At 60.2% G+C, this 19346-nt stretch carries 18 protein-coding genes and 1 riboswitch; of the genes, 11 read left to right on the top strand and 7 right to left on the bottom strand.

Translation table 11 applies throughout. The annotated features are described in order from the left end of the window. Nucleotides 1-15 precede the first annotated feature (15 nt). A complete protein-coding gene (locus AAEO81_RS05105) occupies nucleotides 16-597 on the top strand; it encodes a YajG family lipoprotein (RefSeq protein ID WP_166597233.1) in 582 nt (193 codons plus the stop codon). Between the two features lie 139 nt (nucleotides 598-736). Here AAEO81_RS05105 and AAEO81_RS05110 read toward each other — a convergent pair whose 3' ends face one another. Continuing rightward, nucleotides 737-940, bottom strand: coding sequence for a hypothetical protein (locus AAEO81_RS05110; protein WP_341962076.1), 204 nt, complete (start codon nucleotides 938-940; stop codon nucleotides 737-739). Nucleotides 941-1082: 142 nt separating this feature from the next. On the opposite strand from AAEO81_RS05110, the gene AAEO81_RS05115 reads away from it, so the two are divergent. Continuing rightward, the gene (locus AAEO81_RS05115; RefSeq protein WP_341962078.1) at nucleotides 1083-1352 is read left to right on the top strand and encodes a hypothetical protein; all 270 of its coding nucleotides are present in this window, start codon (nucleotides 1083-1085) and stop codon (nucleotides 1350-1352) included. Between the two features lie 205 nt (nucleotides 1353-1557). On the opposite strand, the gene AAEO81_RS05120 is transcribed toward AAEO81_RS05115, so the two are convergent. Then, entirely contained in the window at nucleotides 1558-2721 is a 1164-nt protein-coding gene (locus AAEO81_RS05120) for a 1-acyl-sn-glycerol-3-phosphate acyltransferase (RefSeq protein WP_341962079.1), read from the bottom strand. Between the two features lie 116 nt (nucleotides 2722-2837). Between AAEO81_RS05120 and AAEO81_RS05125 the strand changes: the two genes are divergently transcribed. The 3 genes from AAEO81_RS05125 to AAEO81_RS05135 are packed head-to-tail and all read left to right on the top strand — an operon-like array spanning nucleotide 2838 to nucleotide 3970. Next, nucleotides 2838-3029, top strand: coding sequence for a CPXCG motif-containing cysteine-rich protein (locus AAEO81_RS05125; protein ID WP_341962080.1), 192 nt, complete (start codon nucleotides 2838-2840; stop codon nucleotides 3027-3029). Beyond that, a complete protein-coding gene (locus AAEO81_RS05130; RefSeq protein WP_166597228.1) occupies nucleotides 3029-3289 on the top strand; it encodes a DUF2007 domain-containing protein in 261 nt (86 codons plus the stop codon). Before AAEO81_RS05125 ends, AAEO81_RS05130 begins: the two co-directional genes overlap by 1 nt. Before the next feature lie 51 nt (nucleotides 3290-3340). Then, nucleotides 3341-3970: an SOS response-associated peptidase gene (locus AAEO81_RS05135; protein ID WP_341962081.1), complete on the top strand. Its 630-nt coding sequence runs from the start codon at nucleotides 3341-3343 to the stop codon at nucleotides 3968-3970. A 164-nt stretch (nucleotides 3971-4134) separates the two neighbouring features. Here the strand turns inward: AAEO81_RS05135 and AAEO81_RS05140 are convergent, their stop codons facing one another. Beyond that, nucleotides 4135-6276, bottom strand: a complete 2142-nt coding sequence (locus AAEO81_RS05140; protein WP_341962082.1) for a methyl-accepting chemotaxis protein — start codon at nucleotides 6274-6276, stop codon at nucleotides 4135-4137. 305 nt (nucleotides 6277-6581) lie between these two features. Between AAEO81_RS05140 and AAEO81_RS05145 the strand changes: the two genes are divergently transcribed. Beyond that, the gene (locus AAEO81_RS05145) at nucleotides 6582-7400 is read left to right on the top strand and encodes a M48 family metallopeptidase (RefSeq protein ID WP_341962083.1); all 819 of its coding nucleotides are present in this window, start codon (nucleotides 6582-6584) and stop codon (nucleotides 7398-7400) included. A 248-nt stretch (nucleotides 7401-7648) separates the two neighbouring features. Here AAEO81_RS05145 and AAEO81_RS05150 read toward each other — a convergent pair whose 3' ends face one another. The 3 genes from AAEO81_RS05150 to AAEO81_RS05160 form a co-directional block, all read right to left on the bottom strand. Continuing rightward, nucleotides 7649-8233 carry a TMEM165/GDT1 family protein gene (locus tag AAEO81_RS05150; protein WP_341962085.1) on the bottom strand — a complete coding sequence of 195 codons (585 nt, stop codon included), beginning with the start codon at nucleotides 8231-8233 and terminating at the stop codon, nucleotides 7649-7651. Between the two features lie 24 nt (nucleotides 8234-8257). After that, a riboswitch (yybP-ykoY riboswitch) is annotated at nucleotides 8258-8444 on the bottom strand. A gap of 39 nt (nucleotides 8445-8483) precedes the next feature. Then, the gene (locus AAEO81_RS05155) at nucleotides 8484-9482 is read right to left on the bottom strand and encodes a class I SAM-dependent methyltransferase (protein WP_341962086.1); all 999 of its coding nucleotides are present in this window, start codon (nucleotides 9480-9482) and stop codon (nucleotides 8484-8486) included. A gap of 207 nt (nucleotides 9483-9689) precedes the next feature. After that, nucleotides 9690-10655: a 2-hydroxyacid dehydrogenase gene (locus AAEO81_RS05160; protein WP_341962088.1), complete on the bottom strand. Its 966-nt coding sequence runs from the start codon at nucleotides 10653-10655 to the stop codon at nucleotides 9690-9692. A gap of 90 nt (nucleotides 10656-10745) precedes the next feature. Here AAEO81_RS05160 and AAEO81_RS05165 point away from each other — a divergent pair, with 90 nt between their 5' ends. After that, entirely contained in the window at nucleotides 10746-11375 is a 630-nt protein-coding gene (locus AAEO81_RS05165; RefSeq protein ID WP_166597221.1) for a LysE family transporter, read from the top strand. A gap of 130 nt (nucleotides 11376-11505) precedes the next feature. Here the strand turns inward: AAEO81_RS05165 and AAEO81_RS05170 are convergent, their stop codons facing one another. Continuing rightward, nucleotides 11506-12273, bottom strand: coding sequence for a helix-turn-helix transcriptional regulator (locus tag AAEO81_RS05170; RefSeq protein ID WP_341962090.1), 768 nt, complete (start codon nucleotides 12271-12273; stop codon nucleotides 11506-11508). A 92-nt stretch (nucleotides 12274-12365) separates the two neighbouring features. Here AAEO81_RS05170 and AAEO81_RS05175 point away from each other — a divergent pair, with 92 nt between their 5' ends. The 4 genes from AAEO81_RS05175 (at nucleotide 12366) to AAEO81_RS05190 (ending at nucleotide 19056) form a co-directional block, all read left to right on the top strand. After that, nucleotides 12366-13568 carry an MFS transporter gene (locus tag AAEO81_RS05175; protein ID WP_341962092.1) on the top strand — a complete coding sequence of 401 codons (1203 nt, stop codon included), beginning with the start codon at nucleotides 12366-12368 and terminating at the stop codon, nucleotides 13566-13568. A 142-nt stretch (nucleotides 13569-13710) separates the two neighbouring features. After that, nucleotides 13711-15387 (top strand): fatty acid--CoA ligase, encoded by a 1677-nt coding sequence (locus AAEO81_RS05180; protein ID WP_341962093.1) that lies wholly within the window; start codon nucleotides 13711-13713, stop codon nucleotides 15385-15387. A gap of 366 nt (nucleotides 15388-15753) precedes the next feature. Further along, nucleotides 15754-17676 carry a DUF1302 domain-containing protein gene (locus AAEO81_RS05185; protein WP_341962094.1) on the top strand — a complete coding sequence of 641 codons (1923 nt, stop codon included), beginning with the start codon at nucleotides 15754-15756 and terminating at the stop codon, nucleotides 17674-17676. 15 nt (nucleotides 17677-17691) lie between these two features. Then, nucleotides 17692-19056: a DUF1329 domain-containing protein gene (locus AAEO81_RS05190; RefSeq protein ID WP_166597289.1), complete on the top strand. Its 1365-nt coding sequence runs from the start codon at nucleotides 17692-17694 to the stop codon at nucleotides 19054-19056. Nucleotides 19057-19346: the final 290 nt, after the last annotated feature.

Genomic DNA, 19346 nt, shown 5'->3' on the forward strand with positions numbered 1-19346 from the left:
CATGGAGAGATGAGCATGTTGCGTCGTGTTTTGTTCGGTTTGCTTGCAGTCGGCAGTCTGACGCTGGTGGGGTGCGCCCACAGCCCGCAATCACTTAACCCGCAGCCGAAACTGAATGCCCAACTGGCGCCGGTCGGCCACGGCCAGCAAGTGACGGTCCGCGTGGTCGATGGTCGTCCTTCGCAGACCCTCGGAACCCGTGGCGGCCTGTACCCTGAAACCAGTTCGATCACCGTCAACGGCCAGCAATTGGTTCCGCAGCTGCAGGCCCAGGCCGAAGCAGCAGTGCGTTTGCTGGGCTTCACGCCGGTTCAGGGCGGCAATGGCCCTCAGTTGACTGTGACCTTGGCTGAACTGAAATACCAGTCGCCGAAAGAAGGTCTGTACGTGACTGAAGCCAACATCAGTGCGACGTTCCGTGCGGATGTGCAGAACAACGGTCGCAGCTACAACGGTCGTTACGCCGCTTCGCTGGATCAGCGTTTTGGCATGGCGCCGAATGAAGAGACCAACACCAAGCTGATCGGCGACGTCCTCAGCGACGCATTGACCCGCGTGTTCCAGGACCAGACCATCGGTCGCCAACTGGGTCAGTAACGCTTTCGGTTGATACGAAAAAGCCCCGGTATCGTGAGATGCCGGGGCTTTTTGTATGGGCCGGGAGGTGAGATCCGCACCCGCCCTCCCACAGGTTTCGGGTCGTTCGCCAGACGTGTATTTCAGGCGTGAGGCAATCTCACGCCGCCTGATAAAAATCCAGAAAGCTGAACCCGGTCACCAGGTCCACTTCAGGCAGGTCGTTATGCTGATGGCCGCCCAGTGCGCAATAGACCAGCCAGTGACGGTCCTGCACGTTGAACGCCAAGCCATCGATCAAGGCTTGTTGCTCGTCACTGGGGGCAATGAGGTAAAGGCGATCCTGGTTGTGGGCGTGCAGCATGACGGGCTCCGCGTCTGAATGGGGGCGTTCGAGGCGCTACACAGTGACCGGTTCAGGTGACGTTAAGGTGACAGGCGATACCGTATTCGGCAGATCCCACCGAACCCACGGCGCGCTATCGATCGCGTGCCATTGAGGCCCCATGTCGCTCATCCAGCACTCCCCCGGGATGGTCATCAATCTGTTCGCGCTGCTGGCGGCGGGCCCTGGTATCTGGCTGCTGTACACCACGCGCAGCCGTGAACAGCGAGAAACCGCGCACCTCAACAACCTGACCGAACAAGCCCCGATCGATGAGCCGATGCACCTGATGGACGTGCCAACGCTGCGCATGATTCGCCAGAGCTACCGGATCGGCGCCGGGTGCCTGGCGTTTGCGTTGGTGTTGTCGTGGGTGAGCACGAAGATTTAGCGGCTGATATTTGACCACCCTGACGCACGAAACCGTGTGGGAGCCGGCTTGCTGGCGAAAGCGCCGGGTCAGGCACCTCAATAGTCCTTGAAACACCGCTTTCGCCAGCAAGCCGGCTCCTACAAGTTTTGCATCGCCGGGGTGCCGTATGTCCGGGAATAAAAACGGCGCCTGATCAGGCGCCGTTTTTTTCATGGGACAGTCATCAGAGCGGCAATCCGGCCTTGACTCGATACTGATTGCGCACCGGGGTGGCGTATTGCAGCACCAGATAAGGCCGGTGCGTTTCAGGGCAGCCGTCCAGACGACGCTGCCATTCATCCTTCGCACGCTCCAGCTCATCCGCCGGAAACACCTCGGCGGCCGTCGGCACGTTCAGGCTCGGATCGGCATCGGCCCACTGCGCATACGCCAGGTAGTGCACCGGGAACAGGCGATAGCCGCCGAGGATCTGCTTGTCCATCTCAATCGCCAACTGCTTGGTGTCTTCGAACACTTCGGTGATCGGCGGCGCGAAGTTGACGTGCACGCGGCCTTTATAGCCTGTGATGCCCAAAGCAATGCTGACGTCGTCCTCGCCCGGCGCTTTCGTGTAGCTGCCGGTGGTGGCGCGGATGAACAGCTCGCGGGCCTTGGCGTGATCGCACGGGTCGTATTCGTAGCTGATGGACACTGGCGTCAGGTTCAACGACTGGATCACTTCGCCGAACGGCTCGTCCTTGCGGCTCATGTGGAACATCTTGAGGATCGCCGATTCAGTGCGGTCGTCGCCGTCCTTTGCGCGGCCTTCGGCCTGGGCGATCCAGATCGATGCGCAATCGTTGCGGATCGAGTGGTTGATGTACGCCGACAGCAACTGATATGCCGCCATTTTCTCGCGACGCCCGGCGATGGAGCGGTGCACGATGAAGCTCTTGTTCAAGCGCATCAGGTCGCTGACGAAAGGCTTTTGCAGCAGGTTGTCGCCAATGGCGATACGCGGGGTCGGCAAGCCTGCGTGGTACACGGCATAGTTGACGAAGGCCGGGTCCATCACGATATCGCGGTGGTTGGCGAGAAACAGATAGGCGATCCCGGACTTGAACTGCTCAACGCCGGTATAGGTCACACCATCGGTGGCGCGCTCGATCGTATGGTCAACGTAATGTTCGACCTTGTCCTGCAAAGCCGCGACCGAGTCGATGCCCGCGAACTGGCGACGCAGCTTGCGCGCGATGGCGGGCTGCAAGATCCAGCCGAGGGAGCCGGCCAGACGTGGAAAACGGAAATGCGTGAGAATCGCGAGGAACGCCTTGTCACCCAGCAGCCGATTGAGTACGGCTTTTACTTCGGTGTCGTCGTACGGTCGGATGGCATCAAATTCGCCCATCATGCTCTCTTGTTGGAAACGGCTAGGGTAATGGTAGGTCGGGCGAATACTGAAGAATGAAACCCGGCCTGCAAACGAGTCGGCGATTATACGCAAAACTGCTCTCGGAGACTGTGATGCACGAAATACAACCAGCAGCGCCTTACGAGTGCCCCTATTGCGGCGAGCCGGGAGAGACCCTTCTTGACCTCTCCGAGGGGGATCATCATTTCATAGAAGATTGTCACGTGTGCTGTCGCTCGATCGAATTTCATCTGGAAACCGATGGCGAGCAATGGGACCTGGAAGTCCGTGCCGAGAACGAATAATGCGCAAAATCTACGAGCCGGAAAACATGATGGAAGGGGAGTTGTTGCAGTCCATGCTCGCCAGTGAAGGCATCGAGTCCCATATCACCGGACGTCATTTATTGGGAGGGATCGGCGAATTGCCGGTGTTCGGTCTGTTGGGCCTCGCGGTGGACGATGAACAGGCCGAACGCGCGCGCCAGTTGATCACTGAGTACAATGGCGCCTTTCCGTTGTCGGGCGATGAGCCTGACAGCTACCCCGACGTGTTGTTGTGCTGAAACCGGCGCCGCGTCATTTGAATTGCTTTACAGACGAGTTGCCCTGAGCCCATGTGTGGACGTTATGCGCTGTTTCGTTGGACGCCCGCTTTTGCGGCCTTGCCCGGATTCCCGGCAGACCAGCAGGCGCAGTGGAACATTTCGCCTGCCGATTCGGTGCTGATGATGCGGGCAGCGCAAGGCGAGGAGGGCGGGCGTGAACTGGCGCGGGCACGCTGGGGGCTGACGCCGCCTTGGCTGACCGACATGTCGAAAACCCCTGCCCACGCACGGGCCGAAACCTTGGCCGAACAACCGATGTTTCGCCAGGCGTTTCGTGAGCGACGGTGTGTGCTGCCCGCCAACGGCTTTTACGAATGGCGTGGAACGGTGCGCAAGCGGCCTTTCTGGCTGACGCCGGGTGAAGGTTCGGCGCTGTTTTTTGCCGCGATCTGGGAAGCGTATCCGGTGGAGGGGCACGTGTACCTGAGTGTGGCGGTGGTGACGCAAGCGGCAATGAGTCAACGCAGGCCGCTGATTCTCGATGCCGAAGGGCAAGCCGCCTGGCTCGACCCCGAGGCCACGATGCCGACGTTGCAATCGCTGCTGGCCGCGCCGCAGATGCAACTGCGTGAGCGGCCATTGGCAAACCTGGTGAATGATCCGAAGCTCAACGCACCGGAGTGTTTGACCCCGCTCTGAATGTTGCGCTGACCCATAGAGCCCAGCCACAAGTCCTGTGGGAGCGAATTCATTCGCGAAGGGTCGGTACATCCGACACATCTCTGTTGCCTGACCCTTCTTCGCGAATGAATTCGCTCCTACAGTGAGTAATGCGGCGGGTCAGGCACGCCGCATTTTTTGCATCAAACCCTGAACTGATTGATCAACCGGCGCTGTTGCTCCGCCAGTTTGGTCAACTCGGCACTCGCCTGGCTCGATTCGTCCGCGCCGCCCGCCACTTCGTTCGCCACTTGACCAATGTTGATCACGTTGCGGTTGATGTCGTCGGCTACGGCGCTCTGTTCCTCGGCGGCACTGGCGATCTGGGTGTTCATGTCGTTGATCACCGACACGGCCTTGGTAATGCTTTCCAGCGCCTGTGCTGCTTCCGCCGCATGGCCCACGCTTTCGTCGGTCTTGGTCTGACTGTCTTCCATGACCTTGACCACTTGCCGCGTGCCGGTCTGCAGGGCCTGAATCATGCTCTGGATTTCTTCGGTGGCCTGTTGCGTCTTCTGCGCCAGATTGCGCACTTCATCGGCCACGACGGCGAAACCTCGGCCTTGCTCGCCCGCGCGGGCCGCTTCGATGGCCGCGTTCAGGGCGAGCAGATTGGTCTGCTCGGCAATCCCGCGAATGGCCGTCAGGATCGCGTTGATGTTCTCGCTGTCCTTGGCCAGCGTCTGCACCACGCCCACGGCGCGGCCGATTTCCACGGCCAGTTCGCTGATGGAGTTGGACGTGTTGTGGACGATGCGCATGCCTTGATTGGCGGCATCATCGGCATGGTTGGCGGCTTGTGCGGCCTGAGTGGCGTTGCGTGCGACGTCCTGAGCGGTGGCGGTCATTTCATGCACGGCAGTGGCGACGAGGTCGATCTCCGCCATCTGTTTATGCACGCCCTTGTTGGTGCGAATGGCGATATCAGCGGTGTGTTCGGACGAGTCGCTGACTTTCTGCACCGAGGTGACCACCTGGCTGATCATCACCTGCAACTTGCCCAGGAAGGTATTGAAGCCGGTAGCAATGGCACCGAGTTCGTCGGCACGGTCGCTGGTCAGGCGGCGGGTGAGGTCGCCTTCGCCCTTGGCGATGTCGTCGAGCATCACCACCATCTGTTTCAGCGGACGCGCAATCCCGCGACCCACAAACCAGACAATCAACAACCCCAGTGCGGCGATTAACAGGCCGACCATGGTCATGCCAAAAATGTCGGTTTCACGTTGGTGCGCCAAATCACTTTGCAGCTTTTGCAGGTCGGCCATGACGGCGTTGACGGGCATGCGAATCATCAGGGTCCAGCGCGCGTCGGTGTCGCCGATGCCGAATGGCATGTACAGCTCGATGTGGCCGTGTTCCTTGTCGATGTCGTAACGCACTTCGCCTTTGGTGATGGTGTTCAGGTTCGCGACTTCGTTGGCGTCGAGGATGTCGCTGGCCTTCTCGCCGAGCTTGCTGGTGTCCTGGGTGTAGGCGACCAGTCGACCATTGGTGGCGATCAGCGCCATGTCACCGGCGCCCTCGTAGAGCTTTTTATCAGCGCCATCGAGCATGTCCTGGATGAAGTTCACCGACAGGTCGGCGCCGACGATGCCCTGGAATTTGCCGTCCAGCATGATCGGCTCGATGAACGACGACAGCATGACCATTTTGTCGCCGACTTTATAAGGGGCCGGGTCGATCACGCAGGGTTTGCGGGTTTCTCGTGAGCACAGGTAGTACTCGCTGGAACGAATGCCCGTGGAGAGAATTTTGGTGTCTTCGAGGCTGGCGAGTTTTTCCAGGTTGAACGTGCCGTCCGGCTTGCGATACCACCAGGCCATGAAGCGGCCGTCCTTCGGATCGACGCCGGTGATAGGCGTCTCGGCGTACGCGGCATCGTTGTGATCCAGTACGTCTTTTTCCCAGCCAATGTAGGAACCGAGGATTTTCGGGTTCCGCACGACGGTTTCGTGCAGCACGTTGAGCAATTGCTCGCGGCTGACTTTCAGCAGCGGTTCGCCCTTGCTGTCTTTCATGCCCAGCGTGGCGTTCATGGTCGCGAGGCCGGCCGCGGTGTGCAGCGGCGCTTCCAGTTCGCGCTGGATTTCACTGGCCTGGGTGCGCGCAATCGCGGTCAGGCGCTGCTGGATAGCCTGTTCGAATTGAGCGGTGGTGCGCTTGTCCACCAGTTCCTGAGTTCGGGCCCCGGAAAACAAGGAATAAAGCACGAGGGCAGCCACGACGCTGAGCACGATGGCACCCGCCAGTGCCGCAACTGAAAACTGGATCGATTTGAACTTCATAGTGGCTCCGGACGTGGAATTACGCCTGAAGGAGATATCGCCTTGTCTCGCGCTTAATTGAGGCGAAACCGACGAAGTGGCCGCTTTTGAATCGCTGAGGTCGCAATTGGGTATGTCGCCTACAGCCCACGGTTTCTAAGGCCTTCGAACTTTTTGAAGCGCTGATGCCGGAACTAAGGGGAGTGTTTTATCTCTGTTACAAATGTGCGAAATTTTAACCGCTATTTATATGGCAATCGGCTGCTATATGGCACTCACCGGGCGTACGGCCTAGGATGAGCGCCTTGTTTCCAAGGAGATACAACATGCGTAAGGCCTTTACTCTCTGTTCCCTGAGCGCCGCGTTGCTGGTGGCAGGCTGTCAAGCCGTCAACACCACCCGCGGAGATTCGGTGGGCGTCGAGCGCAAGCAGTACATGTTCAGCATGTTGTCGACGGATCAGGTCAATCAGATGTACGCGCAGTCCTACCAGCAAACGGTCAGCGAGGCGTCGTCCAAGGGTGTGTTGGATAAGGACAGCGCCGAGGCCAATCGCGTCCAAGCCGTTGCCCAGCGGCTGATCGCTCAGGCGCCGAAGCTGCGTCCGGATGCCGCGCAGTGGCAGTGGGATGTGAACCTGATCAAGAGCGATGAGCTGAACGCCAACTGCGGCCCGGGCGGGAAGATCATCGTGTACAGCGGTTTGATCGATACGCTCAAACTCAGCGATGACGAATTGGCGGCGGTGATGGGGCATGAAATCGCCCATGCCTTGCGCGAGCACGGTCGTGAAGCGATGTCCAAGGCGTATGGCATCCAGATGGCCAAGACAGGCGCAGGCTCATTGCTCGGTCTGGGGCAGGACAGCCTGGCGCTGGCCGACACCGTGGTCAATTACAGCCTGACGTTGCCGAACAGCCGTGCCAATGAAAACGAAGCCGACCTGATCGGGTTGGAGCTGTCGGCCCGTGCCGGTTACAACCCCAATGCCGCGATCACCCTGTGGCAGAAGATGCAGGCTCAGGCGGGGGCGTCGCAGCCGGAGTTCATGAGCACTCACCCGGCTTCGTCCAATCGGATTGCCTCGTTGCAGGCGGCGATTCCGAAGGTGATGCCGCTCTACGAGCAAGCGCCGAAGGGGTGATCGGCTGAAGTGCGCCGCTTGATCTGAACTGGCCCCACCAAGGGGTTGGATGGGTGTCCAACTTCTTGGGGGCAGTTCAATCTGTGGGAGACGCCGGAGGCACGACGGCAGCGACTGCGTTGTGTCAGTCTCGATGAATTGTCTGGCACACCGCCTTCGCTGCCGTCGTACCTCCGGCGTCTCCCACAGGAAGGGTGCCGGGCCCGAGATCTCCAACAGACGCTGAGGGAGGAGTCGTGGGAGGGGGCTTACACCCAGCCGCTCACCTGCATCGCCTTGTACACCGCCACGATGGCGAGGATGAAGAACGCCCCCGCTGCCAGGCGACGGATCAAGGTGAGGGGCAGTTTTTCCGCCGCGAAGTTACCCGCCAGCACGACCGGTACGTTGGCCAGCAGCATGCCCAGCGTCGTGCCCAGAATCACCAGCCACAGGTAGGAATACTGCGCCGCGAGCATGACGGTCGCGATTTGCGTCTTGTCGCCGATTTCCGCGAGAAAGAACGCGATCAGCGTGGTCATGAACGGGCCGAATTTACGGGCAGTGTTCGCTTCATCGTCGTCCATTTTGTCTGGAACCAGCGTCCACAGCGCGGTGGCGGTGAAGCTCGCGGCGAGAATCCAGTGCAGCATCGCATCGGAGAAGAAACTGCCGAACCAGGCACCCACGGCACCGGCTGCGGCGTGGTTGGCGAGCGTGGCCGCAACAATGCCGGCGATGATTGGCCAGGGCTTGCGAAAGCGGGCTGCGAGGATAAGCGCGAGGAGTTGGGTCTTGTCACCGATTTCGGCCAGTGCGACGACCGCGGTGGGGACCAACAGGGATTCCAGCATCAGGGTTTTCCTAAGGGGCGGGTCAACACGGCTATGACACGTACAACCTCCCCGCCCCGGGTCAGGATGTTCGTGTCATAGGTCTTGTCAAACCACCGATCCGTCTGATGCGGATTCCGGGTCGCGCGCACCATGGTCTGAGGACCAAGTATGTTGATGCACGCCGGACGAGCATGGCGCTCGTGGGAGACTACTCCCCTAGGACGGAGCGGATTCTGCCTTCGAGAATCCGGTTCGGCAAGCGTTAATTTCAGGCACGTTTGGCGCGGTAAATCCGGAAGCCATTCCCCTCTGCCATGACGGCACATACGCCAAGATGCTGCTCGATGATCGGTTGGTAACGCAGGAAACTGTTGGCGACCAAGCGCAATTCGCCGCCTTTTTTCAGATGTTCGCGGGCTTTTCTCAGCAGGCTTTCAGTTGCAGCGTAATCAGTATGAACGCCGGTGTGGAAGGGCGGATTGGTCAGAATCACGTCCAGATGTTCCGGCGCGGCATCGATGCCGTCACCGGTAATGACCTCAGCTTCAAGACCGTTGGCGACGAGCGTCAAGCGGGTGCTGGCGGTCGCGAAGGCGTCGACATCGAGCATCGTCACTTTCATGTCGGGGTTGCGACGTTTGACCGCAGCACCCAAGACCCCCGCGCCGCAGCCGAAGTCGAGCAAATGGCCGGTGGGCAGGCGATCCAGATTGTCCAGCAACAGGGCAGAGCCGCGATCCAGACGGCCATGGCTGAACACGCCGGGCAGGCTGACGACTTTCAAAGGGCCGCCTAGGACTTCGATGTCGAAGTATTTGGCGAGGCTGTTCAATTCGATGGCGTGAGGGGCGTCCTCGACGGTGACCTGCCACAGCTGGCAATGACGAGCGCTATCGAGTTTGCGCGCACGGCCAAATGGGCTGAGCTGACGGGCCGCCGCTTCGATGCCTGCGCGCTTTTCGCCCACCAGGAACAGTTCGCGACCGGCCAGGCGCGAGGCGAGAGCGTTGAGCAGGTAATCGGTGAGGTCTTTGGCTTTCGGCAAGAACAGGACCGCTGCCTCTAAAGGCTCGGCGGGTGCTTCGGTCCCGAAATAGGTGCGACCGTTGAAGCGGGTGTCCAGCGCGGCGAAATCCCCGGCATGCCAGCTCCAGCCCCGGGCGTTCGGCAGCGTGCCTAGCAAGTCGTCGGCAGGCAGATTGGCAAGCAGCAACGAACCCTGAAAAAGCTCGGCCTGACGGAGTAACACTTCACTGCGCGGGTCCATCATCGGCTCCTGAAAAAAGAGCGGAGTTTAACAGGGGAAACGGCCAAACACCGATCTACTGTAGGAGCGTGGCTTGTCCCGCGATCGGCGGGGAACCCGTCGTAACACCTGGGAATGTGGTGTTCCTGCCACACCGCTGTCACCAAACTTACGACGACTTCGTCGCCGTTCGCGGGACAAGCCACGCTCCTACAGGTTGCGGGGCACTCAGCTGATCACCCGAATCGGCGCACCGGCATAGAACGCGCGGGCGTTTTCGTTGACTTGGCCGACGATGCGCTGGCGGGCTTCCTGGCTGCCCCAGGCGCTGTGCGGGGTGACGATCAGGCGTGGGATGTCGCCGGACAGCAGCGCGTTGCCGTTGACCGGTGGCTCGACAGTCAACACGTCGGTGGCCGCGCCGCCCAGATGGCCGTTGCGCAGGGCGTCGGCCAGCGCCTGTTCGTTGATCAATCCTCCACGCGCGGTGTTGACGATAAACGCCTTGGGTTTCATCAGGCTCAGTTCGTGGGCGTTGATCATGTCGCGGGTGTGTTCGTTGAGCGGGCAGTGCAGGGTCAGGGCGTCCACCTGCGGCAGCAATTCGTGCAACGGCACGCGATCCGGACGGGCAGGGCGGCCGGGAATCTGCCCCACGATCACGCGCATGCCAAACGCTTCCGCGAGTTTCGCCACCGCGCCGCCCAGTTCGCCATGGCCCAACAGGCCCAGCGTCTTGCCTTCCAGCTCCACGATGGGGAAGTCCAGCAGGCAGAACTGCTTCGACTTCTGCCACTGACCCTGTTGAATCGCTTGCTGATAGTCCGGCAGACGCGTGGCCATCGCCAGCAACAACATCAGGGCATGCTGCGCCACGGAGGGTGTGCCGTAACCCTGGCAGTTGCTGACCACGACGCCGTGTTTGCGCGCTGCGTCGAGGTCCACGTTGTTCACGCCCGTGGCCGTGACGAGTACCAGCTTGAGGTCAGGACACGCTGCGAACGTGGCGGCATCGATCATGATTTTGTTGGAAATCACTGCGTGCGCACCTTGCAGGCGTTCAATCACCTGATCAGCCGTCGTGCTGGAATGCAGGACCAGTTCACCAAAGGTTTCACGCCAAGGATTCAGGTCCAGATCGCCGAGATCCAGTGAGGTGTGATCCAGGAAAACTGCTCTGCGTTGACTCGACATCAGCTGTACCTTTTGTCCGTTGGATAGGAAGCGTAAGGTAGCGAACGTAACAGCGCATGTCATTGGCCAAAGCGCCTTGGAGACCCTTCGATGTACTGGACGGAATTTTTCACCGTAGCCCTCATTCACCTGCTCGCCGTGGCCAGCCCCGGCCCTGACTTTGCGGTGGTCGTGCGCGAAAGCGTGACCCACGGTCGCAAGGCGGGCACTTACACCGCCATGGGCGTGGGGACGGCGATTTTCCTGCACGTCGGCTATTCGCTGCTGGGCATCGGGCTGATCGTGTCGCAGTCCATCGTGCTGTTTAACGCGTTGAAGTGGGCCGCTGCGGCGTACCTGCTGTACATCGGCATCAAGGCCCTGCGCGCCAAACCGGCGAACGCATCGGACGCGCCGGTTGATCTTGCCAAGGGCGAGCGCACGGCGCGAGGCGCCTTTACCGCGGGTTTCGTCACCAACGGTTTGAACCCGAAAGCGACGCTGTTTTTTCTGTCGCTTTTCACCGTGGTGATCAACCCGCACACGCCGCTGCTGGTTCAGGCGGGTTATGGCGTTTATCTGGCCGTCGCGACCGGCGTCTGGTTTTGTCTGGTGGCGCGTCTGTTCAGCCAAGAGCGTGTTCGGGCCGGTTTCGCCCGCATGGGGCATTGGTTCGATCGGGCGATGGGCGGGGTGTTGGTCGCGCTGGGGCTGAAGCTCGCGTTGACCGAGATGCATTGATCTAAGTCGTTGTCATGCTGGATGCTTTTAATCTGTAGGAGTGAGCTTGCTCGCGATGGTGTCACGTCTGTCAGAGCAATCGGCACAGGCCCACCGCTATCGCGAGCAAGCTCACTCCTACAGGGAGTCTCTATCGCTTCAGCTGGCTCAACTGCCGCAACGCCCCCAGATACTCCCGGGGGCTTTCTCCCAGCAAACGACTGAACATGGCGCTAAACGCTCTCGCGCTGCCATACCCCAGATCATTCGCCACCCGCTGCACACTCTCGCCATCGAGCAGTCTCGGCAACGCTTCCATCAAGCGCACTTGCTGACGCCACGCGTTGAAACTCAGGTCCAATTCCTGTTTGAACAGCCGCGTCAGTGTGCGTGAGCTGGCGCCGACTTCCTGCGCCCAATCCTCCAGCGTGTTGCCGTGATCGGGGGCCTTGAGCACGGACACACAAATGCTGTGCAGACGCCGGTCGCGGGGCATCGGGATGTGCAGCGGAAGGTTTTTCAGCCCGGCGACTTCTTCCAGCATCAACTGCTGAATCAGCGGATTGGCCGCATGCTCGTCACCTTGAGTGGCCCGCACGATCAGCTCGCGCAACAGCGGCGTGACGGCCAGCACGCAGCACTGATTCAACCCCGGTGGGCAGTGTTCGCCCGCAATGAACAGCGAGCGCATCAACACCTCGCCGGACATGAACGTCTCGTGCTGCACCATCGGCGGAATCCACACCGCCCGCGTTGGCGGAATTACCCAGGCGCCGGTTTTGGTCACCAGCCGCATCATGCCGCTGACCGCATAGAGCAACTGCGCCTCGGCGTGAATGTGCCACGGGTGATAGCCGCCTTCGGGGTAGTCCGCAGGGTGAGCAGTCACGGGGCTGTGGCGGAGATGATTGATCAACATGGCGGGTTCGATGACTTTGTTGTCTGAAATGCGAATTGTCGCCAACTTAGCATGAGCATCCACCTTCACCGCAAGCCTCAGGATGCGCTGCCATGAGTCAATCCCAACGATCCAACTCACCCCGACGGGTGATCCATTTCATTAACGCCGCCCACGTCATCGATCACATGTTCATGCTGATTTTCCCGGCCGCCGTGCTGGGCATGACACAGGCCTTTGCGCTGGACTACGCCCAACTGATCGGCCTGTCGCTCGGCGGTTTCATTGCTTTCGGGGCTTGCTCGCTACCGGCGGGCTGGCTCGGTGATCGCTGGAGTCGGCGGCACATGATGCTGCTGTTCTTCTTCGGCATCGGCGCCGCTTCGATCATCACCGGGTTGAGCACCAGCACGACCATGCTGGCGGTCGGCATGACGCTGGTGGGCGTGTTCGCCGCCATCTATCACCCCGTCGGCACCGCCATGCTGGTGGCCTACGCGCAGAACCGTGGCCGCGAAATCGGTGTCAACGGCATGTGGGGCAACCTGGGCGTGGCGTTTTCCGCGCTGCTGACGGGCTTTCTCGTCGCGCAATTTGGCTGGCGCTCAGCCTTCATCCTGCCGGGCAGCGTGTCGATTCTGATCGGACTGGCGTTTGCCTGGCAGATCAAGGACGAGCCGATCCCGGTGCGGGCGCACACTGCGCCGAAAGGCAAATCCGGCCAGCGGATCTCCATGACGATGGTCTTCACTGTGCTGGCGATCGCCACGGCCACCGGCGGCGTGGTGTTCAACGCCACCACCATGACGTATCCGAAGCTGTTTCAGGATCGCTTGCACGACCTGTTCGCCTCGCCGCAAACCTTGGGTCTCATCGTCAGCTTGGCTTACGCCTTTGGGGCCATTGCGCAATTGACCATCGGCCGTTTCCTCGACCGGTTCAGCCTCAAATGGCCGTTCGTGATCCTGACCATCTGCCAGGCACCGTTTCTGTTCGCGCTGGCCTACGTCGACAGCTGGCCGGTGATGCTGCTGGGGGCGGGTTTCATGTTCGTGGTGTTTGGTCAGGTGACGGTTAACGATGCGATGGTCGCTAACTTCGTCGCGCCGCAATGGCAGTCGCGGGTATTCGCGTTGCGTTACTTCTTGTCCTTCGGTGCGAGCGCCACAGCGATTCCGCTGATTGCCTACGTAGAGCCACGTCAGGGGCTGGCGGGGCTGTATCTCATTCTTGCGGGCTTCGCGGCATTGACCTTCCTTGCGGCGGCCGTTTTCCCACGCACCCCGGCTGAAAACCCCTCGGCTCAGCTCGCTTAGGGCCGTTTCACCCTGTTAAATGGCGCAATGCCTGCATGGTCACTCGTCAATCGAATCATCCCTTTGGCTGATTTGGCTAGCGAGTGAAGGCTCTAGAGTGCATATTTTCAGCACCGCCCATGCATCTTGAAAAGGGATTCCTATGCTGCAGACTCGCGTGATTCCGCCAGCCGATGGCGCGTACCAGTACCCCCTGTTGATCAAAAGTCTGCTGATGTCGGGCAGTCGTTACGAGAAATCGCGGGAAATCGTTTACCGGGACCAATCACGCTATTCGTATCTGACCCTCAACGAGCGCATCTGCAGACTGGCCAATGTGCTGACCGAGGCGGGGGTGAAAGCGGGTGATACCGTGGCCGTCATGGATTGGGACAGCCATCGTTATCTGGAATGCATGTTTGCCATTCCCATGATTGGCGCCGTGATTCACACCATCAACGTGCGCCTCTCGCCGGATCAGATTCTGTTCACCATGAACCACGCCGAAGACAAGTTCGTGCTGGTCAACAGCGAGTTCGTCCCCCTCTATAACTGCTTCGCGAGCAAGCTGACCACGGTCGAGAAGACCCTGTTGCTCACCGACACAGCAGACAAGACCGCCGACCTTCCTGACCTGGTGGGTGAGTATGAAACACTGCTGGCGGCTGCCAGCCCGCACTACCGCTTCGAGGATTTCGACGAGAACTCAGTGGCGACGACGTTCTACACCACCGGCACCACGGGCAACCCCAAAGGGGTGTATTTCACTCACCGTCAGTTGGTGCTGCACACTATGGCCGTCGCGACGATCATGGGCAGCGTCGAAGGGCAGCTGTGCAGCGACAAGGTCTACATGCCGATCACGCCGATGTTCCACGTGCATGCGTGGGGTGTGCCGTACGCGGCGACCATGCTCGGCGTGAAGCAGGTTTACCCCGGTCGTTATGACCCGGAATTGCTGGTCGAGCTATGGCGCAAGGAGAAGGTCACGTTCTCCCACTGTGTGCCGACCATCATGCAAATGGTGCTCAACGCCAAGGCCGCCAAGGATGTGGATTTCACCGGCTGGAACATCATCATCGGCGGCAGCTCGCTCAACCGTTCGCTCTACGAAGCGGCCAAGGCCAAGGGCATTCAACTGACGGGTGCGTATGGCATGTCCGAAACCGGGCCCCTCGTTTCGGTGGCGCACTTGAACGACGAACTGATGGCGGGCAGCGAAGACGAGCGCATCACGTACCGGATCAAGGCCGGCACACCCGGTGTTTTGGTGGAGGCCGCGATTGTCGACAGCGAGGGTAATTTCCTGCCGTCCGATGGCGAGACCCAAGGCGAGTTGGTGTTGCGCGCGCCATGGCTGACCGAGAGCTACTACCGCGAACCGCAAAAAGGCGCCGAGCTGTGGGCCGGTGGCTGGCTGCACACAGGCGACGTGGCGACGCTCGACAGCATGGGCGGCATCGACATTCGCGATCGCATCAAGGACGTGATCAAGACGGGCGGGGAATGGGTGTCTTCGCTGGAGCTCGAAGACCTGTGCAGCCGCCACCCCGGCGTGCGCGAAGTGGCCGTGGTCGGGGTCGCCGATCCACAGTGGGGCGAACGTCCCTTTGCGTTACTGGTGGTGCGCGAAGGTCATGTGGTCGACGCCAAGGCCTTGAAAGAACACCTGAAACCTTTCGTGGAACAGGGGCACATTAACAAGTGGGCGATTCCGAGCCAGATCGCCCTTGTTACTGAAATTCCCAAGACCAGTGTCGGCAAGCTCGACAAGAAGAAAATCCGCCTCGACATCCTCGAATGGCAGAGCACCAACAGTACTTTCCTCTCGACTCTCTGAGTCATTTTGCTCGCATGCATCGCTCGGGTCCTGACCCGGGCGATGTGTCGCGAAGCCGCCGTCTAGACGTCCCGCTTGCCAAATTCCTAAATTCAGCCATCCTCCCTTTGCCGCACGCGTGAGTCCGTCGAAATCGGCGGATCAGAGGCGTCGACGCTGTAAATCACACTTTAGAGGGATCAAGCCGTTGTACCTGCTGGCTATAGTCGGCAGTAGGTAGGAACCGGAGAAAAACGCCGCCTCGTTTCGCAGCTTTACATGGGCTGCCCGACACGCGTTGACACCCAGGCATCGCGAATCTGTCTGCCTGAGTCGTTTCTGGAAGCACCCACTGCCATAAAAATAAAAGCACATGGAGTAGCGTCGATGACATCAGCAAACCCGTTCTGGCGCCGGGCAAGATTGCCCTTGGCCGTCAGCCTCGCTTCCACGCTCGCCGGTCCTGCGTTCGGCGTCAGTTTCAACATCGGTGAAATCGAAGGTAATTTCGACTCGTCGCTCTCCATTGGCGCCAGTTGGTCTACCCAGAACGCCAACAAGAACCTCATCGGTTCCAACAACGGCGGACACGGTCTTTCGCAAACCTCCGATGACGGCCACCTGAACTTCAAAAGTGGGGAAACCTTTTCGAAGATCTTCAAAGGCATTCACGATCTGGAGCTGAAATACGGCGACACCGGCGTATTCCTGCGGGGCAAGTACTGGTACGACTTCGAACTCAAGGATGAAGGCCGCGAGTTCAAGGACATCAGCGACTCAGGCCGCAAAGAAGGCGCGAAGTCCTCAGGGTTCCAGCTGCTCGACGCGTTCGTTTACCACAACTACTCCATTGCTGATCAGCCTGGTGCCGTGCGTTTCGGTAAGCAGGTGGTGAGTTGGGGTGAGAGCACCTTTATCGGTGGCGGCATCAACAGCATCAACCCTATCGATGTGTCGGCGTTTCGCCGTCCTGGCTCAGAAATCAAGGAAGGCCTGATTCCGGTCAACATGTTTTACCTGTCGCAAAGTCTGACCGAGAACCTGTCGGCTGAAGGCTTCTATCAGCTGGAGTGGGACCAGACGGTCGTCGACAACTGCGGCACCTTCTTCTCGCAGCCTGACGTGATCGCCGACGGTTGCCAAAACAACCTGGCGGTACTGCGCACTCGCAACAGTCTGAACGCTGCCTTGCCGGCCGCATTGCGGGGGCCGGTTCAAGCGACGCTGGCAGCACGTGGCGTCAACTTCGGCAGCCCTGACGAGGGCGCCATCGTGGCCCGTGGCCCGGATCGCGATGCCCGCGACAGCGGCCAGTACGGCCTGGCCATGCACTACAACTTCGAGCCGCTGGACACCGAGTTCGGCGCCTACTACATGAATTACCACAGCCGCTCGCCGATCTTCAGTGGCAAGGGTGGCCCGGCCAGTGCCTACAGTGCGGCCGGTCTGGTAGGTGGTCTGGCGAGCCGCGGCGTACCGTTGGGTGTGGCCACCAGCCTCGCGCCTACCCTGCTGCCGGTCGTGGTCGCGGCCAACTCCAGCTATTACGTCGAATACCCCGAAGACATTCACCTGTTCGGCCTGAGCTTCTCCACCACGCTGCCTACCGGTACGGCGTGGAGCGGCGAGCTGAGCTACCGCCCGAACGCGCCGGTTCAGCTGAACACCACCGACATTCTGTATTCCGGCCTGACGCCGCTGAACCCAAGCGTTGCGTTGCTGCAAGGCACGCCGGGCGCTGACCAGAAAGGCTACCGCCGCAAGGAAGTCAGCCAGGCGCAGACCACCTTCACGCACTTCTTCGACCAGGTGATGGGCGCCGAGCGTCTGACCATGGTGGGCGAGGTGGGCTGGACTCACGTCGGTGGCCTGGAAAGCACGTCCAAACTGCGTTACGGACGTGACCCGAGCTACGGCCCTGGCCCGTTGCCGAATGGTCAATGTACCGCGCTCAACGCCAGCACCCTGGCAGGCGCGCCGCTCAACAACCTCAGCCGCTACTGCGAAAACGACGGTTTCACCACCACCGATTCGTGGGGTTATCGCGCCCGTGCCATCTGGGACTACAACAACGTGTTCGCCGGTGTGAACCTCAAGCCAAGCGTGGCGTGGTCCCACGACGTCAAAGGTTATTCGCCAGGCCCTGGCGGCAACTTCGAAGAAGGTCGCAAGGCCGTGAGCCTGGGCGTGGAGGCGGAATATCAGAACACCTACACCGCCAACCTTTCCTACACCAACTTCTTCGACGGCAAGTACACCACAGTGGATGACCGCGACTTCGTGGCCCTCAGCTTCGGTGTGAACTTCTAAGGAATGACCATGAACATGAAAATCACGAAGGGGCTGCTGCACGTCGGCGTATTGGGTCTGTCATTGCTGGCGACCGGGGTGATGGCAGCGGTGTCCGCAGACGAGGCGGCCAAGCTGGGCACGACGCTGACGCCGATGGGCGCCGAGAAGGCCGGCAACGCCGCCGGTACCATTCCGGCGTGGACCCCGATGGCGACCAATGCGGGCGCGGTGGATGACAAAGGCTTCCTGGCCAACCCGTATGCCAATGAAAAACCGCTGTTCACCATCACCGCGCAGAACGTCGATCAGTACAAGGACAAGCTCGCACCGGGTCAGTACGCGATGTTCAAACGGTACCCGGACACCTTCAAAATGCCGGTTTATCCGTCGCATCGTGGCGCGACCGTGCCCGCCGATGTCTTTGCGTCCATAAAGAAAAACGCCACCAACACCAAGCTGGTCGGTGGCGGCAACGGTCTGGAAAACTTCGAAACCGCCGTGCCGTTCCCGATTCCCAAAGATGGCCTGGAAGTGATCTGGAACCACATCACCCGCTATCGCGGCGGCAGCGTGTCGCGTCTGGTGACCCAAGCCACGCCACAAACCAACGGCTCGTTCAACCCGGTGTATTTCCACGACGAGTTCGTCTTCCGCGACAAGATGAAGGACTACGATCCGAAGAACCCGGGCAACATCCTGTTCTACTTCAAGCAAGAAGTGACCGCCCCGGCACGTCTGGCTGGCACTGTGCTGCTGGTGCACGAAACCCTCGACCAAGTGAAAGAGCCGCGTGCAGCGTGGGTTTACAACGCCGGTCAGCGCCGCGTGCGTCGTGCGCCGCAAGTGTCCTATGACGGTCCAGGTACCGCCGCCGACGGTCTGCGCACCTCCGACAACCTCGACATGTACAACGGTGCACCGGATCGCTACGACTGGAAACTGATCGGTAAACAAGAGCTGTACATCGCCTCCGACAGCTACAAGCTTGACGATCCGAAGCTCAAGTACGCCGACATCATCAAGGCAGGCCACATCAATCAGGACCTGGCGCGCTACGAGCTGCGTCGCGTCTGGCACGTGACCGCCACCCTGAAAGAAGGCCAGCGCCACATCTACGCCAAGCGTGACTTCTTCATCGACGAAGACACCTGGCAAGCCGCTGTCATCGACCACTACGACGGTCGCGGCCAACTGTGGCGTGTCGCTGAAGCCCATGCCGAGAACTACTACGACAAGCAAGTGCCGTGGTACGCCCTCGAAGCCCTCTACGACCTCCAGTCCGGCCGCTACCTGGCGCTGGGCATGAAGAACGAAGAGAAAAAGGCCTACGACTTCGGCTTCACTGCCACCATCAGCGACTTCCAGCCTAACGCGCTGCGTCAGGAAGGCGTGCGCTGATCAGGCAAACGAATGGGCGCAGAGCCGTGCATTGTTGATCACAGCTACAGAGCACGGGCTGTCCTGCGCCGCTTTACCCTACGGCTGAACCCCGTGGTTGCACGTGAAAACACCCCGAATTTTCGGGGTGTTTTTTTGGGCGACGAATGAGTGTGGTTGAGGCTACTTTGGATTCGGACCGCAGATCATTCGGGAAATCCCTGTGGTTTAAACGACCTTCAGCTATTGAGGTTCTGCCAAACAGACCGTGTACGCCGCATTTGCTGTCGCTTCGCAACAGATCGCAGGCA

Origin of the sequence: Pseudomonas sp. RC10, from assembly GCF_038397775.1 — a bacterium.
Taxonomy (GTDB): Bacteria; Pseudomonadota; Gammaproteobacteria; order Pseudomonadales; family Pseudomonadaceae; genus Aquipseudomonas; species Aquipseudomonas bambusae.

Coding starts and splice junctions, on each gene's coding strand:
- AAEO81_RS05105 (WP_166597233.1), top strand. CDS start 16: ATGTTGCGTCGTGTTTTGTTCGGTTTGCTTGCAGTCGGCAGTCTGACG.
- AAEO81_RS05110 (WP_341962076.1), bottom strand. CDS start 940: ATGCTGCACGCCCACAACCAGGATCGCCTTTACCTCATTGCCCCCAGT.
- AAEO81_RS05115 (WP_341962078.1), top strand. CDS start 1,083: ATGTCGCTCATCCAGCACTCCCCCGGGATGGTCATCAATCTGTTCGCG.
- AAEO81_RS05120 (WP_341962079.1), bottom strand. CDS start 2,721: ATGGGCGAATTTGATGCCATCCGACCGTACGACGACACCGAAGTAAAA.
- AAEO81_RS05125 (WP_341962080.1), top strand. CDS start 2,838: ATGCACGAAATACAACCAGCAGCGCCTTACGAGTGCCCCTATTGCGGC.
- AAEO81_RS05130 (WP_166597228.1), top strand. CDS start 3,029: ATGCGCAAAATCTACGAGCCGGAAAACATGATGGAAGGGGAGTTGTTG.
- AAEO81_RS05135 (WP_341962081.1), top strand. CDS start 3,341: ATGTGTGGACGTTATGCGCTGTTTCGTTGGACGCCCGCTTTTGCGGCC.
- AAEO81_RS05140 (WP_341962082.1), bottom strand. CDS start 6,276: ATGAAGTTCAAATCGATCCAGTTTTCAGTTGCGGCACTGGCGGGTGCC.
- AAEO81_RS05145 (WP_341962083.1), top strand. CDS start 6,582: ATGCGTAAGGCCTTTACTCTCTGTTCCCTGAGCGCCGCGTTGCTGGTG.
- AAEO81_RS05150 (WP_341962085.1), bottom strand. CDS start 8,233: ATGCTGGAATCCCTGTTGGTCCCCACCGCGGTCGTCGCACTGGCCGAA.
- AAEO81_RS05155 (WP_341962086.1), bottom strand. CDS start 9,482: ATGGACCCGCGCAGTGAAGTGTTACTCCGTCAGGCCGAGCTTTTTCAG.
- AAEO81_RS05160 (WP_341962088.1), bottom strand. CDS start 10,655: ATGTCGAGTCAACGCAGAGCAGTTTTCCTGGATCACACCTCACTGGAT.
- AAEO81_RS05165 (WP_166597221.1), top strand. CDS start 10,746: ATGTACTGGACGGAATTTTTCACCGTAGCCCTCATTCACCTGCTCGCC.
- AAEO81_RS05170 (WP_341962090.1), bottom strand. CDS start 12,273: ATGTTGATCAATCATCTCCGCCACAGCCCCGTGACTGCTCACCCTGCG.
- AAEO81_RS05175 (WP_341962092.1), top strand. CDS start 12,366: ATGAGTCAATCCCAACGATCCAACTCACCCCGACGGGTGATCCATTTC.
- AAEO81_RS05180 (WP_341962093.1), top strand. CDS start 13,711: ATGCTGCAGACTCGCGTGATTCCGCCAGCCGATGGCGCGTACCAGTAC.
- AAEO81_RS05185 (WP_341962094.1), top strand. CDS start 15,754: ATGACATCAGCAAACCCGTTCTGGCGCCGGGCAAGATTGCCCTTGGCC.
- AAEO81_RS05190 (WP_166597289.1), top strand. CDS start 17,692: ATGAAAATCACGAAGGGGCTGCTGCACGTCGGCGTATTGGGTCTGTCA.